This is a genomic window from Streptomyces erythrochromogenes, assembly GCF_036170895.1.
In the GTDB taxonomy this organism is placed as follows: domain Bacteria; phylum Actinomycetota; class Actinomycetes; order Streptomycetales; family Streptomycetaceae; genus Streptomyces; species Streptomyces erythrochromogenes.
Map to the genome: position 1 here is coordinate 1,753,814 of NZ_CP108036.1, position 15,108 is coordinate 1,768,921.

The 15,108-nt window shown below is 73.0% G+C and carries 12 protein-coding genes and 2 pseudogenes; 4 read left to right on the forward strand and 10 right to left on the reverse strand.

The features are described 5' to 3' along the window. Window positions 1–7: 7 nt before the first annotated feature. From OHA91_RS08180 to OHA91_RS08190, 3 genes are all read right to left on the reverse strand, one after another. Window positions 8–2,074: a SpoIIE family protein phosphatase gene (locus tag OHA91_RS08180; protein ID WP_031154490.1), complete on the reverse strand. Its 2,067-nt coding sequence runs from the start codon at window positions 2,072–2,074 to the stop codon at window positions 8–10. Window positions 2,075–2,240: 166 nt separating this feature from the next. Beyond that, a complete protein-coding gene (locus OHA91_RS08185) occupies window positions 2,241–3,605 on the reverse strand; it encodes an MBL fold metallo-hydrolase (RefSeq protein ID WP_266493347.1) in 1,365 nt (454 codons plus the stop codon). Then, window positions 3,602–4,711 (reverse strand): sulfite oxidase, encoded by a 1,110-nt coding sequence (locus OHA91_RS08190; protein WP_328738938.1) that lies wholly within the window; start codon window positions 4,709–4,711, stop codon window positions 3,602–3,604. Before OHA91_RS08190 ends, OHA91_RS08185 begins: the two co-directional genes overlap by 4 nt. Before the next feature lie 341 nt (window positions 4,712–5,052). Between OHA91_RS08190 and OHA91_RS08195 the strand changes: the two genes are divergently transcribed. Together OHA91_RS08195 and OHA91_RS08200 are read left to right on the forward strand one after the other, a co-directional pair. After that, window positions 5,053–6,936: an alpha/beta hydrolase gene (locus tag OHA91_RS08195; RefSeq protein ID WP_031154486.1), complete on the forward strand. Its 1,884-nt coding sequence runs from the start codon at window positions 5,053–5,055 to the stop codon at window positions 6,934–6,936. Next, window positions 6,936–7,478 (forward strand): hypothetical protein, encoded by a 543-nt coding sequence (locus OHA91_RS08200; protein WP_328738939.1) that lies wholly within the window; start codon window positions 6,936–6,938, stop codon window positions 7,476–7,478. Before OHA91_RS08195 ends, OHA91_RS08200 begins: the two co-directional genes overlap by 1 nt. A 46-nt stretch (window positions 7,479–7,524) precedes the next feature. Here the strand turns inward: OHA91_RS08200 and OHA91_RS08205 are convergent, their stop codons facing one another. Both OHA91_RS08205 and OHA91_RS08210 read right to left on the reverse strand, forming a co-directional pair. Next, entirely contained in the window at window positions 7,525–8,739 is a 1,215-nt protein-coding gene (locus OHA91_RS08205) for an amino acid aminotransferase (protein ID WP_328738940.1), read from the reverse strand. Further along, a complete protein-coding gene (locus tag OHA91_RS08210; RefSeq protein ID WP_328738941.1) occupies window positions 8,732–9,718 on the reverse strand; it encodes a DMT family transporter in 987 nt (328 codons plus the stop codon). Before OHA91_RS08210 ends, OHA91_RS08205 begins: the two co-directional genes overlap by 8 nt. Window positions 9,719–9,845: 127 nt before the next feature. Between OHA91_RS08210 and OHA91_RS08215 the strand changes: the two genes are divergently transcribed. Next, window positions 9,846–10,328 carry an Lrp/AsnC family transcriptional regulator gene (locus OHA91_RS08215; RefSeq protein WP_031154477.1) on the forward strand — a complete coding sequence of 161 codons (483 nt, stop codon included), beginning with the start codon at window positions 9,846–9,848 and terminating at the stop codon, window positions 10,326–10,328. A 22-nt stretch (window positions 10,329–10,350) separates the two neighbouring features. Here the strand turns inward: OHA91_RS08215 and OHA91_RS08220 are convergent, their stop codons facing one another. From OHA91_RS08220 to OHA91_RS08235, 4 genes and pseudogenes are all read right to left on the reverse strand, one after another. Next, the gene (locus OHA91_RS08220; RefSeq protein ID WP_031154475.1) at window positions 10,351–10,869 is read right to left on the reverse strand and encodes an O-acetyl-ADP-ribose deacetylase; all 519 of its coding nucleotides are present in this window, start codon (window positions 10,867–10,869) and stop codon (window positions 10,351–10,353) included. A gap of 43 nt (window positions 10,870–10,912) precedes the next feature. Then, window positions 10,913–12,331, reverse strand: a complete 1,419-nt coding sequence (locus OHA91_RS08225) for a phytoene desaturase family protein (protein ID WP_031154473.1) — start codon at window positions 12,329–12,331, stop codon at window positions 10,913–10,915. A 73-nt stretch (window positions 12,332–12,404) separates the two neighbouring features. Beyond that, on the reverse strand, window positions 12,405–13,229 hold the full coding sequence (locus tag OHA91_RS08230) for an inositol monophosphatase family protein (protein ID WP_328738942.1): 825 nt from the start codon (window positions 13,227–13,229) through the stop codon (window positions 12,405–12,407). Between the two features lie 138 nt (window positions 13,230–13,367). After that, window positions 13,368–13,679: pseudogene (locus tag OHA91_RS08235) on the reverse strand (MmyB family transcriptional regulator); the annotation flags it as partial. A gap of 21 nt (window positions 13,680–13,700) precedes the next feature. Here OHA91_RS08235 and OHA91_RS08240 point away from each other — a divergent pair. Next, a pseudogene (locus OHA91_RS08240) lies at window positions 13,701–13,997 on the forward strand (MFS transporter); the annotation flags it as partial. An 88-nt stretch (window positions 13,998–14,085) separates the two neighbouring features. Here the strand turns inward: OHA91_RS08240 and OHA91_RS08245 are convergent. Beyond that, the gene (locus OHA91_RS08245; protein WP_328738943.1) at window positions 14,086–15,087 is read right to left on the reverse strand and encodes a TIGR03842 family LLM class F420-dependent oxidoreductase; all 1,002 of its coding nucleotides are present in this window, start codon (window positions 15,085–15,087) and stop codon (window positions 14,086–14,088) included. Window positions 15,088–15,108: the final 21 nt, after the last annotated feature.

Genomic DNA, 15,108 nt, shown 5'->3' on the forward strand with positions numbered 1-15,108 from the left:
GGGCCGGTCACAGCGGCCGGGAGCGGGCCAGCAGCATCGCCACGTCGTCCTGCTGGGCGCTCGGGAGCAGCCGCCGCAGGATCTGGTCGCACAGCCGCTCCAGGGGCTGTTCCACCCCGTGCAGGGCCTGCCCCAGCTGTTCCATGCCCTGGTCGAGGTCGCGGTCGCGGGCCTCGATGAGTCCGTCGGTGTAGAGGACGAGCAGGCTGCCCGGGGGAAGGTGCACCTCCTCGGTGCGGAAGTCCCGTCCGCCGGCGCCCAGCGGGGTCCCGGGCGGGCCGTGGAGAAAGGTCACCGCCCCGTCGGTGGCGACGACGGCCGGCGGCGGGTGGCCGGCGCGGGCGATCACGCAGGTGCCCGATGCCGCGTGGTGGACGGCGTACACGCACGTCGCCATCTCGTCCTCGCCGAGGTCGGCGACCACGGCGTCGAGGGAGCGGAGCAGTTGTGCGGGGGGTACGCCGTGGCGCGCGAGGGTCCGTACGGCCGTGCGCAGCTGTCCCATCACGGCCGCGGCGTGGATCCCGTGGCCCATGACGTCCCCGATGACGAGCCCGGTGCGGCCGCCGGGCAGCGGGATGGCGTCGAACCAGTCCCCGCCGACGTCGTGGTCGCTGGCGGGGAGGTAGCGGCCGGTGAGTTCGAGGCCGGGGACCTCGGGCAGGACGCTGTTGGTGAGGCTGCGCTGGAGGGTCAGGGCGGCCTGGCGCTGCCGGGTGTACATGCGTGCGTTGTCGATGTTGAGGGCCGCCCGGGCGACGAGCTCGTCGACCAGTACGCAGTCCTGCTCGTCGAAGGGCTCGCGCTCGCGCGTCCGGGTGACGGTGACGGCGCCCAGCACCGTGCCGCGGGCGACGAGCGGGACCAGGCGGGCCGAGCCCAGGGTGGCCAGGTAGGCCCGCAGGGCGTCGGCTCGCGGGGAGGTGATCAGTGCCGGGATGTCGGAGATGTAGAGGTTCATGGGCCGGCCCTCGGTGATGACCTGCTCGTAGAGGGTGCCGGCGGGGATCTGGAACGTCTGGCCGGGGGTGAGTTTCGCGGTGGGGGCGGTCGGGTCGGGGAAGTGTGCCGCCAGGCGGCGCAGGACCCCTCGGGTGGAGGCCGTGGGCGCCGCGCCCTCGTCGGGGCCCAGGACGGATTCGAGGAGCTGGACGTCGGCGGAGTCCGAGAGCTGCGGGACCAGCAGTTCCACGATCTCCTGGGCGGTCTGGTGCAGGTCCAGGGTCGTGCCGATGCGGGTGCCGGCTTCCGCGAGCAGGGCGAAGCGGTGCTGGGCCAGCTCGGCCTCGGCCTGGGCCCGCTGGCTCTCGGTGATGTCGATGAGGGAGGCGATCAGGCCGAGGGGCCGCCCGGAGCCGTCGAGGAGCGGGGCGTAGGAGCAGGACCAGGTCCGGTCGTGCTCGGGGTCGGCGGGGGTCCGCCCGGTGCGGCGGACGTCGACGACGGCGGTGCCGCGGTCGAGGACCTGCTGCATCGTCGCCTCGAGGGCGGCGGCGTTGACGCCGGGGACCACTTCGGTGAGCCGTTTGCCGAGGTGCTCGGCGGCGGAGACGCCGTTCATCCTGGCGAGCGCGTCGTTGACCCGGAGGAAGCGCAGGTCGGGGCCGAGGGTGGCCAGGCCGATGGGTGACTGGGTGAACAGGCTCTGGAGGGCGGCGAGGGAGTCGCGCATGTGGAGGACCTCGGAGGTCTCCACGGCGATGAGCAGGGTGCCCGTCCGCCCGGCGGCGTCGACGGCGGGGACGATCCACATCTCCATCACGACGCGGTGCCCGTCGCGGTGGCGCACGGGGAGGGTGCCGACGACGGTCTCGCCCGCCTGGACGCGCCGGGTCAGCTGGTCGGCGAGTTCGTGGTTGGCCTCGGGGACCAGTACGGAGGTTCCGGGGCGGCCGAGGACGTCCTCGGGGCGGTGCCCGAGCAGGTCCTGGGCGGCCAGGGACCACTCCGCGATGCGCCCGTCGGCGTCCTCCCGCCACAGGGCGATCGGCAGCAGCTCGCGGAGTACGCCCGCGTAGCCGACAACCGCCGCCGGCGGGTCCGGCACCTCGCTCGTCGACTGGTAAGTGTCCACACCGACCTCACCCCGGGGGCCTGATTCCTACCGATTCACCCTATCCGAGGCATCGGCACCGGGCCCTGTGTCCGCCGGAAGGTCGGGTAGGACCAGTACCTCCGCGGGGGCGGCGGGAAACCGGGCGGCGGGAAACCGGGCGGCACGGCCGTCGGGTGGCCACCGGTCAGGCGTGCGCCATCAGATCCTGGGCACCGCCGCTGATGACCGCGGTCACCGGGATCCCCGCCCGGTCGATCAGGCCCGCGGCGACGGCCGCCCGGCGGCCGCTGCCGCACACCACCCAGATCTCCTGGTCCCGGGGCAGCTCGCCGATCCTGCGGGGCAGTTCGGCGAGGGGTACGGCGAGGGATCCGGGGATGCCGCCCTCGGGGCGGTCCGGCCGCACGTCGAGCAGCCGTCTGCCGTCGAGGTGCCCGGCCAGCGCGGCCGCGTCCGCGGTGCGGAAGGTGCGCAGCGGCCGGCCGGCGGCCGCCCAGGCGTCGACGCCTCCCGCCAGGTATCCGGCGACGTCGTCGTATCCGATCCGCAGGAGCTGGACCATCGCCTCGCGGGCGGCGTCCGCTGCCGGTTCCGGCAGGACGAGGACCAGCCGCGTGCCGAAGGGCACGACCTCGCCGACCAGGGTCGCGAAGCGCTCGTCGAGCTCGTCGCAGATCGAGTCGGGCAGGTGGCCGGCGGCGAAGGCCGCCCGGTCGCGCGCGTCGACGATCTGAGCGCCGCCGCCGGCGAGCCCCTCCACCATGTTCGGGGTGAGCGCGCGGAGCACGGGCGGGCCGCCGAGGACCCGCGGGCCGTGCCAGTTGACCGGGGCCATGTGGCGGTAGTAGGCGGGGTACGGGGGCAGGCCGGACATCCGTCCCCTGACGAACTCCTCCTCGTCCTGGGCGGTCAGGACGGGGTTGGTGCGCCGCTCCGTGCCGACGGTGCTGGTCCGCTCCCCCGACACCGGGCCGGCCGCGCAGGAGCTGCCCGCGCCGTGCGTCGGCAGCACGCGGGTGCCGTCCGGGAGCAGGGCGAGCCGGCGCAGGGTCCGGTACTGGGCCCGGGCGAGTTCCTCCGTACGGCCGCTGCCGGACAGGTCGGTGCGGCCGGCGTTGCCGACGAGGAGGCTGCCTCCGGTGAAGACGGCCGACGGGACGCGGTGCTCCTCGTCGAAGACCAGGTAGGAGGTGTGTTCGGCGGTGTGGCCGGGTGTTTCGACGGCCCGTACGGTCGCGTCGCCGACGGAGATCTCGTCGTCCTCGGCCATGGCCAGGTGGTCGAAGGCGTAGGGGGCGCGGGCCGGGCCTGCGACGGTGGCGCCGGTCGCCGCCCGGACCTCCAGCGCGCCGGAGACGTAGTCGTTGTGCACGTGCGTCTCCAGGACGTACCGGATGCGGACGCCCTTGGCGGCGCAGGAGTCCATCAGCCCCCAGACGTCCCGCTGCGGGTCGACGAGGGCGGCCTCGTCGCCGCTGACGAGCAGGTAGCTGGTGTCCCCGAGGGACGGGGTGGCGATGACCTCGATCGTCGCCTCGGAACCGTTCATACGACCACCACTTCTACGGAGGCCACGGGATTGCAGCCGTAGCCGCGGGCGTTCCACGGGGCCTGCGGCGGCTGTGTGTCGCCGCGGGCGTCGGTCGCGCGGGACAGCAGCCGGTACGGTCCCGGCTGCTGCGGGGTCCACCGGTAGGACCAGCCGCGCCAGGCGTACGGGCCGGCCGGCGGTTCGAGGACGGCTTCGTGCCAGCCCCGGACGTGGTCCGGGTCGCGGCCGTCGTCCTCGTGTTCGGCCCGTACCTCGACCCTGTGCACGGGCACGCCGTCGCCCGACCAGGCGTGGCCGCGGACCAGGGTCTCGTGGCCCCGGCGCAGGTCCTCGTCCGGTGTGGGCTCGGTGATGAGCGACTTGACCCGCAGGGTCGTCACGGGTCCTTCGGGGGTGCCGTGCGGGGTGAGGTAGAGGTATTCCTCGGCCTGGAAGACCCCGGTGAAGGGGGCGGTCACGGCCCGCGCCCCGACCAGCCACTTCACATCTGCGACGGCGTAGCGGCCGGGGACCACCAGGCGGACCGGGGCGCCGTGCTCGGGGGTGAGCGGCTCGCCGTTCATACGGGTGGCGAGGAGGGTGTCGGGGTGGCGGGCCGCGGCGAGCGGGAGGCTGCGTTCGAAGGGCGTCCGGCGGCCGCGGACGGTGCCGGAGTCGGCTCCGGTGAAGACGACCTCGACGGACTCCGGGTCCGTGCCGGCGCGGTCGGCGAGGATGCGGAAGGGCACGCCCGCGAAGTGTGCGCAGCCCACGGCGCGCTGGCCCCAGGGCAGGCCGGGCGGGGCGGGCCGCATCAGGCTGCGGCCGTTCCCGGCGCATTCCACGACGACGTCGAGTTCGCGGTGTTCCAGCGTGAGCAGTTCTTCCAGGCCGATGGAGAAGGCGGTGGCCACGGCGCCGCCGACCCGGAGCCGCCACCGGCCGGGGCCGGTCGGCGGGATGCCGAAGTGGTCGCGCACGAAGAAGGCGTCGACGGGGGTGACGGGCTCGGCCAGGGCGGCCGACGGGGTCTGGGCGTTGTACGGGTCGGCGCTGACCGTCTCGGGGGCCCAGACGGTTGCACCGGGCCCGCGGGCGACCTTGGAATCCGGCGCTGCGGTCATGGCCACACCTCCCGTCGGCCTCGTGGCGAGCGCGACGCGAATTTCTTCCAGCCTACGTCCCGAAAGGTATTGACTCAGGACGAATAGGGAGGAGACTCACTAATACACCGGATCACCGGAAAGAGCCGCACCTCCCTCAGGAGACGTCCTGGGGCCCGAGTGACTTCGATCCAGGCTCTGGCCAGGCCCCCGGCAGGACTTGTCGACCACGGGAGCCATCGGCGACGGCGGATGGCTCATGGCACCGACGGACTGCCGGGGACTGTCATGTCCACAGACACCCGTATGTAAGATCCCGACCATTGCATTCGCAGATACGTACGGGGTCGGTGATCGCGGGGATGGACTACGCAACGCTGAAGGCGCTCAAGCCTTCGGAGTTCACGGAGGCGGCGGACGGATACCGGTCGGTCAGCAGCATGGCCGACCACGCCTATGCGAGCGCCGAGCAGCAGATCACGACGCGGCTCCGGTCCGGGCTGAGCGGCAAGGCGGTGGACGCCGCGGTGGAGCAACTCCAGCTGCTGGCGAAGAACTTCCACTACACGCAGGTCGAATGCGGGCTCGCCGCGACCTCGCTGAACGCTCTGGCGGCCTCGCTGACGACGGCCAAGTCGAAGCTGGACGGCGCTGTCGCGGACGCGGAGGCCGCGAAGTTCTCGGTGGGGGCGGACGGTTCGGTCAGCTACCCGCCCGCCGGCGAGGAGAAGGACGGCAAGCTGCCCGAGGGGGGCACGGTCAGTGGCAGTGCCAAGGGCAAACCGTCCGGGAACGTCATCGACCCCGCCAAGGACGCGGGCGACCTGTCCGCCGCGCTGGAGCGGCAGGCCGCCAACATCCACCCGAACCCGAACTTCGGGAAGGCGGTGGAGATAGCCAACCGGATCGCCCAGGCCGTCGCCGAGGCCACCGAGGCCGACACCCAGTGGGCGCCCAAACTCCGCAAGCTGAAGGCGGACGACGACTTCCTCGTCTCCGAATCCGACTGGGCCGATGTCGCGGCGGACAGCGGCGAGGTCCGGGCCGGGGCCAAGGACTACCTCGCCCACATCAAGCCGCCGCCCCCGAAGGGCAGCGACCCCGAGCTGAACGCCGAATGGTGGAAGGGCCTTTCCGACAGGGAGAGGGAGGCCTACATCACCCTTCAGCCGGCGAGCGTCGGGGCCATGAACGGGCTTCCCGCGGACGCCCGCGACAGCGCCAACCGCACGGTCCTCGCGGAGACGCACGGCCTCTACAGGACGGAGCTGAACGGGATCCCCAAGGAACCCGAGCCCAAGTACCACTACGTCCAGCGCGGGCGCGCCTGGATGCGCGAAGAGACCGACGCGTGGAGTGCCTGGAACGACAAGCACGGGGACCGCAAGGCCCACCTGGAGGACCGTCTGTTCGGCATGGAAACCATCCAGAAGCGCTTCGACGAGAGCGCCGAGCGCGGACTGCCCCAGGCGTACCTGCTCGGTTTCGACGCCGAGGCGAACAACGACGGCCGGGTGATCCTGGCCAACGGGAACCCGGACACCGCGGACCACACGGCCGTCTTCGTGCCGGGCACGAAGACGACCCTGGGCAGCATCGAGGACGAGGCCGCGAAGAGCGACGCCCTGTGGCGCGAGTCCTCGGCGATGGCGCCCGGCAAGTCGGTGTCGACCATCACCTGGTTCGACTACGACGCCCCGAACACCATCGTCTCCGAGGCCACCCAGGACAAGTGGGCGCAGCAGGGCGCTCCGACGCTGCGGCAGTTCCTCGACGGCACCGAGACGGCCCACCGGTCGGCCACCGGCGACAGCTCGCACACGACGCTCATGGGCCACAGCTACGGATCCACCTTGATCGGCGACACGGCGAAGTACCGCAGCGAGTACGCCGACACCTGGGACGATCCCCTGCCCGTCGACGACGTGGTCGTGGCCGGCAGCCCCGGCATGCAGGCGGACCACGCCGCCGACCTCGGCTTCAAGCCGAAGCACGTGTGGGCCATGGAAGGCGGGGGCGACGACAACTTCGTCACGGGTGGCGGCCGCTTCGCCGGCCTCGGCGACAACTGGACCATTCCGACGGACGAGTCCTTCGGCGCCAACAAGATGCGCAGCGATTCCCCCGGCCACGGAAACTTCTGGGACGAGGAGGACGGCAAGGCGTCCCTCAGTCTGCGCAACCAGGCGGCCGTCATCGCCGGCCGCTACGACCAGGTCGATCTGGAAAGGGCGGCTCCGCACTGATGAACCGCAGGAACAGGCGTAACGTCACGGCACTGGCGCTCCTGGGCGCCCTGACCCTCGCATCGGGATGCACCCTCATGGACAGCGAACCCTCCGCCAAGCGCACCTACGACCCGCAGCCCCGCGCCCACCAGGACGTGGAGAAGGAGGTCGGCGACCTGTCGAGCAGGGCCCTCGACATGACCCAGGTCAAGGGCAAGGTGACCGACGGGGGGCCGGCGACCTATCCGTGCGGCACCAGCGAGGAGAAGAAGCAGGGCCTGCGCAACGTCCGGCACGTCTGGTCCGTGTACGGCGTGGACCACGACGCCCTCGGCCAGGGCATGAAGAACCTCGCCGCGCAACTGCCGCAGAACGGCTGGAAGGTCGTGAAGAACGGCCCGAACGAGAACACCGCCGCGAAGACGCCCGAGGTCCTCGCCGTCCACGAGGCGACCCACACCCAGCTGGAGGCCAAGTGGATGGACAGCTCCGACGGGGGCGAGAACCTGATCAACTTCGCCGTGTACTCCCGGTGCTTCAAGGACACCGACGTCAAGTGACAGCCCGGTGACTCCCGCGTCGGCGCGGGAGTCACCGACTCCGGGCTCAGGCGAGCTCGCGCTGGCGTGGCACCTCGGCCGTGTCCAGGACCGCCGCGATCCCCTGGGCCAGGCACGGGATGCGGTGGGCCGGGATGCCGGCGATGTTGATGCGCCCCGAGGTCGTCCCGTAGATGGCGTACTGCCTGCGCAGCCGGAGCATCTGGTTCGGAGTCAGCGGCAGCATCGAGAACATGCCCCTCTGCCGGGCCAGCGAGCGCGCCTGCTCGGTGTGGCCGAGCGCGCCGAGGTGGGCGGTCAGGTCCGCCCGGTTGGCCATGATCCGGCCGCGCATGACGTCCAGCTCCGCGCGCCAGGAGGCCCGTAGCCCCTCGTCCTGGAGGATCGTGGTCACGACGGCGGCGCCGTGCTCCGGCGGCATGGAGTACAGGGTCCGGGCGGCGTTCTGCAGGGCCGTCTCGGCGTGCCGCACGGCCTGCCGCGAGGCGCCCAGCACGATGGCGCAGCCGACGCGGTCGCTGTAGAGGCCGAAGTTCTTCGAGCAGCTGACGGCGATCAGCATCTCGGGCACCCGGGCCGCCAGCATCCGCGTGGCCAGCAGGTCGGCCTCCAGGCCGTCGCCGAGCCCGTGGTAGGCGAGGTCGACGAAGGGCACCCAGCCGCCGCGCACGGCCGACTCGGCGAGCGCCTCCCAGTCGTCCAGGAGGGGGTCGACGCCCGTGGGGTTGTGGCAGCTGCCCTGGAGCAGGACGACGTCGTCGCGCCCGGCGTCCGCCAGCTCCCGCAGCACGCCGGCCGTGTCGAAGCCGCCCTCGGCGTCCCGCCACCCGTAGGTGCGGACCTTGAGTCCGGCGGCCTCCAGGATGGGCCGGTGGTTGACGTAGGCCGGGTCGCTGATCCACACCGTGGCGCCCGGGCGGGTGCGGAAGATCAGGTCGGCGAGCAGCCGCAGTGCGCCGGAGCCCGCGACGGTCTGGACGGCCGCGGCCCGCGTCCCGGGCCCGTCCGGGCCCAGGACCAGGTCCAGCAGGGACTGGTTGAAGGCGGTGTTGCCGGAGAGCCCGCGGTACTCCTTGGACTCGGAGCGCTGCGCCAGCCGGATCTCGGCCTCGCGGACGGCCGCCATGACCGGGGTGGTGCCGGTCTGGTCCCGGTAGACGCCGAGGACCAGGTTCAGGCGTTCGGGCCGCTCGTCGCCGCCGAACTCGTACGTCAGGTCCCACAGCGGGTCGGTGGGCGGCGTGGGAAGGAGCTCAAGCATCTGCGGGGACCTCGGGTCGGGGGCGGCGGTTGGCGAGGACGACGCCGGCGGTGATCAGGGGGACGCCGACGAGGACGGCGGCGGTCGGTGATTCGCCGAGCAGGGGGATGGCGAGCAGGACCACGGCGACGGGGCTGAGGCTGCCGACGACGGAGCTGCGTTCGGCGCCGAGGCGGCGGATGGCGAAGGCGTACAGCAGGCCGGCGCACAGCCCCACGCCGAGGCCCTGGACGACCAGGAACAGGGCGATGTCGGAGCCTGCGGCGTGCGCGATCCCGGTGGGCAGGACGCCGGTCAGGACGAGCAGTCCGATGATGGCGAAGGAGGGCAGGCACAGCAGTCCGATCGATCCGACGGGATCGAGGTCCACCTCGCGCAGCCCCACGGTGTAGAGGGCCCACAGGCCGCTGGCGACCAGGAGGATGCCGGAGCCGGCGAGGACGTCCGCGTCCACGGGGACGACGTAGCGCCAGACGAGGGCGACGACGCCGGCCGCGATCAGCGCGAGGCCGACGGCCTGCGTGCCCTTCGGCACGCCGTGACCGCGCCGGATCATGATCAGGGAGACGAAGAGCGGGACCATGCCGGGGACGATCGAGCCGACGAAGGCCGCGGAGGTCAGGGACCCGCCGTGCATCGCGGCCAGGAAGAAGGGCACCCCGGCGCCGCAGACGATCTTCAGGGCGGGGCCCGGCCGCACCGCGGCGATGGCGCGGCGGCGCCGCCACAGGGCCGGGAAGAGGATGACGAGGGGGAGGCCGAACCGCAGCAGGGCCGCGTCGGCGGGCAGCAGCGAGGAGCTGCTCAGGGCGCGGGCGCTGAGCGCGAACGCCGCCCAGATCGACACCGTCACCAGCAGTGCCAGCATGCCCCGGGCCTGGGGGGAGAGCCCGCGCCGGCCGGGGTGTCCGGCGCGCGGGCCCGCCGCATCGGGAGGCAGGGTCGCCCGGGTGGTGTGCGTCGCGACCAAGGAATCCACTCCAGCCTCCGGATCACGGACCGGTCCGGTCCGCTCAAGGGCAACGCTAGGGCTTGGGCCGGGGCAGCCGATTGCCAGTTCTGCCTCTCGGACATACGTTTGGGGCAGGATCTGCCAAGGAGTGGCCATGGACGCAGTCGATCTGCAGATCATCCGGGAATTGCAGACGGACGGGCGCCTTTCCAACCAGGAACTGGCCGACCGCGTGCGGCTGTCCCCGTCGCCCTGCCTGCGCCGGGTCCGGCGGCTGGAGGAGGCGGGCCTGATCCGGGGCTACACGGCCATGGTCGACCAGGTCGCCTTCGGGCTGCCGGTCACCGTCTTCGTCCGGATCCGGCTGGAGCGGCACACGGCGGAGGCGGTGCGGCTCTTCGAGGAGCACGTGGCGGTCATCGAGCACATCCAGGACTGCTACCTGATGGCGGGGAGCAGCGACTACCTGCTCCGGGTCGTCATCGAGGACCTCGAGGCGTACGAGGCACTGGTGCGCCACCGGATCCACGCCATCCCCGGGATCGCCTCGATCGAGTCGAGCTTCGCGTACGGCAGCGTGAAGCAGTCCAGGACCTACCCGCGGCCGGCGCCGGGCGCCTCCCGGCGCCCGCGCTGACCACGGGACTCGGCGGAGGCACTCAGCGGGAGGCTTCGACCGCGGCCTCGAAGGCGGCGTGGGCGGCTTCGTCGAAGAGGACGAAGCGCACCTCCTGGACCTCGGTGCGGGCGGCGCGGACCGTCCGGACCGCGATCCTCGCCCCGTCGTCGATGGGCCAGCCGTAGATGCCGGTGGAGATGGCCGGGAAGGCGACCGTACGGGCGCCCAGCTCGTCGGCGACGCGCAGCGACTCGCGGTAGCAGGAGGCGAGCAGCTCCGACCGGTCCTCTTCGCGCGACCAGACGGGACCCACCGTGTGGATGACGTGCTCGGCGGACAGCCGGCCGGCGGTGGTGGCGACGGCCCGGCCCGTCGCCAGGCCTTTGCCGTAGTGCCCGCGCCGCAGGTCCTCGCAGGCCGCGAGGATCTCCGGGCCGCCCTTGCGGTGGATGGCGCCGTCGACCCCGCCGCCGCCGAGCAGCGAGGAGTTCGCGGCGTTGACGATGGCGTCGGCCTTCTCGGCGGTGATGTCACCGCGGACCAGGGTGATGCGGACCATCGGAAGTCCCTTCGCAGGTGGGGGCGGGGCGGGCGGCGCGGCCTCAGGAGGCCTTGCGCAGGTGGCGCCAGACCGCCTTGGCGGCGTTGTGGCCGGACATGCCGTGGACGCCCGGTCCCGGCGGGGTCGCCGAGGAGCAGATGAAGACCGCCGGGTGGGCCGTCGTGTACGGGGAGAGGCTGAGCCTGGGGCGCAGCAGGAGCTGGAGGCCCGAGGCGGCTCCGCAGGCGATGTCGCCGCCGACGTAGTTGGGGTTGCGGGCGGCGAGCTGGGGCGGGCCGGCGGTGGCGCGGGCCAGGACCAGGTCGCGGAAGCCCGGTGCGAAGCGCTCCAGTTGGCGCTCGACGGCGTCGGTGAGGTCTCCGTCCCAGCCCGCGGGGACGTGCCCGTAGGCCCAGAAGACGTGCTTGCCCTCGGGGGCCCTGCCGGGGTCGGCCAGGCTGGGCTGCGCCGTGATGAGGAACGGCGTGCGGGGGGCCCGGCCGCCCGAGGCCAGCTGCAGGGCGGCGTCGATGTCGCGCGTGCGCGGGCCGATCTGGACGGTTCCGGCGCGGCGCGGCTCCTCGGCCGTCCACGGGACCGGGCCGTCCAGCGCGTAGTCGATCTTGAACACGGAGGCGCCGTACCGGTAGCCGTCGTACGCGCGCCCCAGCCGGGCGATCCGGGCCAGCGCGGTCGGCGAGGTGTCGAAGACGTAGGCGCGGGCGGGTGGGAGGTCGTCGAGCCGCTTGACCTCGAAGTCCGTGTGGATCGACCCGCCGAGGTCGCGCAGGTAGGAGGCGAGGGCGTCGGAGATCGACTGGGAGCCGCCGCGGGCCATCGGCCAGCCGCCCGCGTGGGCGGCGAGGGCGAAGACCAGGCCGACGGCGCCGGTGCCGATCCCGCCGAGCGGTGCGATGACGTGGGCCACCAGCCCCGCGAACAGCGCCCGCGCCCGTTCGTCCTGGAAACGGCGCAGCAGCCAGGTCGAGGGCGGCAGGCCGGCGAGCCCGAAGCGGGCGAGGGTCACCGGGTCGCGGGGCAGCGCCGTGTTCGGCAGGGACATGAAGTCCCGGGCCAGGGTGTCCCATCGGCCGAGGAACGGTCCGACCAGGCGCCGGTAGGCACCCGCGTCGCGCGGCCCGAAGGACGCGGCCGTCTCCGCGACCGAGCGCGAGAGGACGGCGGCCGTTCCGTCGTCGAAGGGGTGGGCCATGGGCAGCGGGGCGTGCAGCCATTCCAGCCCGTACCGCTTCAGCGGCATCGTGGCGAAGACGGGCGATCCGGCGCCGAGCGGGTGCACCGCCGAGCAGGGGTCGTGCCGGAAGCCGGGGAGGGTGAGCTCCTCGGTCCGGGCTCCCCCGCCGACCGTGTCGGCGCCTTCGAAGACGGCCACCGAGAAGCCGCGCCGGGCCAGTTCGACGGCGGCCGTCAGCCCGTTGGGACCCGCCCCCACCACGACCACATCGAAAATCGACGGCACTTGCGACTCCTTCGTTTCCGGCGGCGGCGCCTGCACCCCCAGGATATGGCGACGTGTGGGCGGGACCGGCCCCCTACGCTCCCCGGAGGAGTGCCCGGATCCGTACGGTGGTGGCCTCGTCCCGCCCGACGGCGAACGGCAGGGCGTTGTCGCGGTCCACCCGGAAGGGGATCCCGTCGACGGTGCTCTGTGCGCCGCCGGCCTCGGCGACCAGCAGCAGCCCGGCGGCGTGGTCCCAGGCCGAGGGCCAGGTGAAGGCGAGGGCGTCCATCTCTCCGCGGGCCACCTTCAGGTACTCCAGGCCGGCCGAGCCGCAGGGCCTGGCCGCGACTCCGGGCACGTCCAGCCGGGCCAGGGTGCGCTTGTTCTCGTCGGTGGTGTAGAGCGGGTGGGCGATGGCGACCCGCAGGTCGGCCCCGGGTTCGGGAGAACCGCTGTGGATCCGCTGCCCGTTGACGTACGCGCCCTGCCCGCGCACGGCGGTCGCGAGCTCCTCCAGGGCGGGGGCGAAGGTCCAGGAGGCGAGGATCTCCCCGCGCTGCGCCAGTGCGACCAGGGTGCAGAAGGCCGGGTCGCCGTTCACGAACTGGCGGGTTCCGTCGACGGGGTCGACGATCCACACCGGGGCGTCCGCGCGCAGCGCCTCGTAGACGGTGGGGTCGGCGTGGACGGCTTCCTCGCCGACCACGGCAGAGCCGGGCAGCAGGCACGTCAGCGAGGCCGTGAGGTGTTCCTCGGCCTTGCGGTCGGCGACGGTCACCAGGTCGTGCGGGCCGCTCTTCTCGACGACCTCGTGCTCGGCGAGCTGCCGGAACCTCGGCATGATCTCGATCGCCGCCGCCTTGCGGACGGCCTCTTCCACATCGGGCAGGCCCTGGGCCAGGAACTCATCGATCATGCCTCCAGCAAAGCACGCCCGGCCGACAAACCCCACCGCCGGTACCGGACACGGAGGCGGACACCGGGTGGCCTCCGGGTGAACCGCCCCCGGGGCCGCCGCGGCGGGCGGGTACCGGCGGCTCGGCCGCGGGCGGGGTCAGCCGGCGATCGGGTACATCGATCCGCGCCGGCCCTCGGGCGACGTCAGCCACTCCAGCTTCTCGGCCGTGTCGGTGCCCGGCTGCGGGGTGTACAGCACGATCGCCAGATCGGGGCGGGCCGGTATCCGCAGCTGGGTGGCCTCCACGTGGAGCGTGCCGACGACCGGGTGCTCGATCTCCTTCTGCGTCTGCCCGCCCGGGCGCACGTCGCCCCGTTCCCACAGGTCGGCGAACTCGGGGCTGAGCTCGCGCGCCTCCTCGATGACCGCCCGGAAGCCGTCGCCGCGTGCTGGGGGCCGCGCTGCTCGGCGGGCGCGGAGTCCGGCGCCCTGCTGGCGACCGTGGCCGTCTCGCTGGCGAGCATGTGCCACCTCGGCGCGATCATCTCGTACGGGGTGGTCGTGACGAGCGGCGTGCCCGACGAGGAGCAGGGGCTGGCGACCGGTCTGGTCACCACGACGCAGCAGACCGGCCTGACCATCGGCATCCCGCTGCTCGGGGTGCTGGCGACGACGCAGGCCACGCTGTTCGGCGGGGTGCGGACGGTCCTGGCGGTGGACGCGGTGATCGTGCTGGCGGCGGCGGTCCTGGTGGGCCTCGGCCTGCGCGGCCGCGGGAAGGCCTGACCCCTGCCGGCCGGCCCGCGCCGCGGGCGGCCGGACCGGCGGGGCGGCGGGGCGGCGGGGCGGCGGGGCGGCGGGGCGGCGGGGCGGATCAGGCGTTCAGGGCGGGGATGATCTGCGTGCCGTAGGCGTCGATCGTGGACTCCTTCGCGTCGTGCATGTCGTAGACCGCGAACTGGTCCACGCCCAGGTCGCGCAGGGCCCGCAGCTTCTCGATGTGGGCCTCGGCGGGGCCCAGGAGGCAGAAGCGGTCGACGATCTCGTCGGGGACGAAGTCGGTGGACGGGTTCCCGGCGCGGCCGTGGTGGCTGTAGTCGTAGCCCTGGCGGGCCTTGACGTACTCGGTGAGTTCGTCGGGGACCATCGAGGAGTGCTCGCCGTAGCGGGAGACCAGGTCGGCGACGTGGTTGCCGACCATTCCGCCGAACCAGCGGCACTGGTCGCGGGCGTGGGCCAGGTCCTCGCCCACGTACGCGGGCGCCGCCACGCAGATCGTGATCGCCGAGGGATCCCGGCCGTCCTCCACCGCAGCCTGGCGGACCGCCTTGATCATCCATTCGGTGAGGTAGAGGTCGGCGAGCTGGAGGATGAAGCCGTCCGCCTTCTGTCCGGCGAGCGCAAGGGCCTTGGGCCCGTACGCCGCCATCCAGACGGGCAGCTTCCCGTCCTTGATCCAGGGGATGCGGATCGGGTTGCCGTCGACCGACGCCTCGCGGCCCTCGGCCAGGTCGCGGATGACGTCGATGGCCTCGCCCAGGCGGGCCAGGGTGTTGGGGGCCCGGCCGGCGACGCGCATCGCGGAGTCGCCGCGGCCGATCCCGCAGACGGTGCGGTTGCCGTACATGTCGTTGAGGGTGGCGAAGGTGGAGGCGGTGACCTCCCAGGTGCGGGTGCCCGGGTTGGTCACCATCGGGCCGACGTGCAGCTTCTGGGTGTTGGCCAGGATCTGGCTGTAGATGACGAACGGCTCCTGCCACAGCACGGCGGAGTCGAAGGTCCAGCCGTAGCGGAAGCCGTTGCGCTCGGCGCGCTTCATGAGGCTGATGACCTGGGAGGCGGGCGGGTCGGTCTGCAGGACGAGGCCGAAGTCCATCGGGCGGCTCCTTGACGCTCT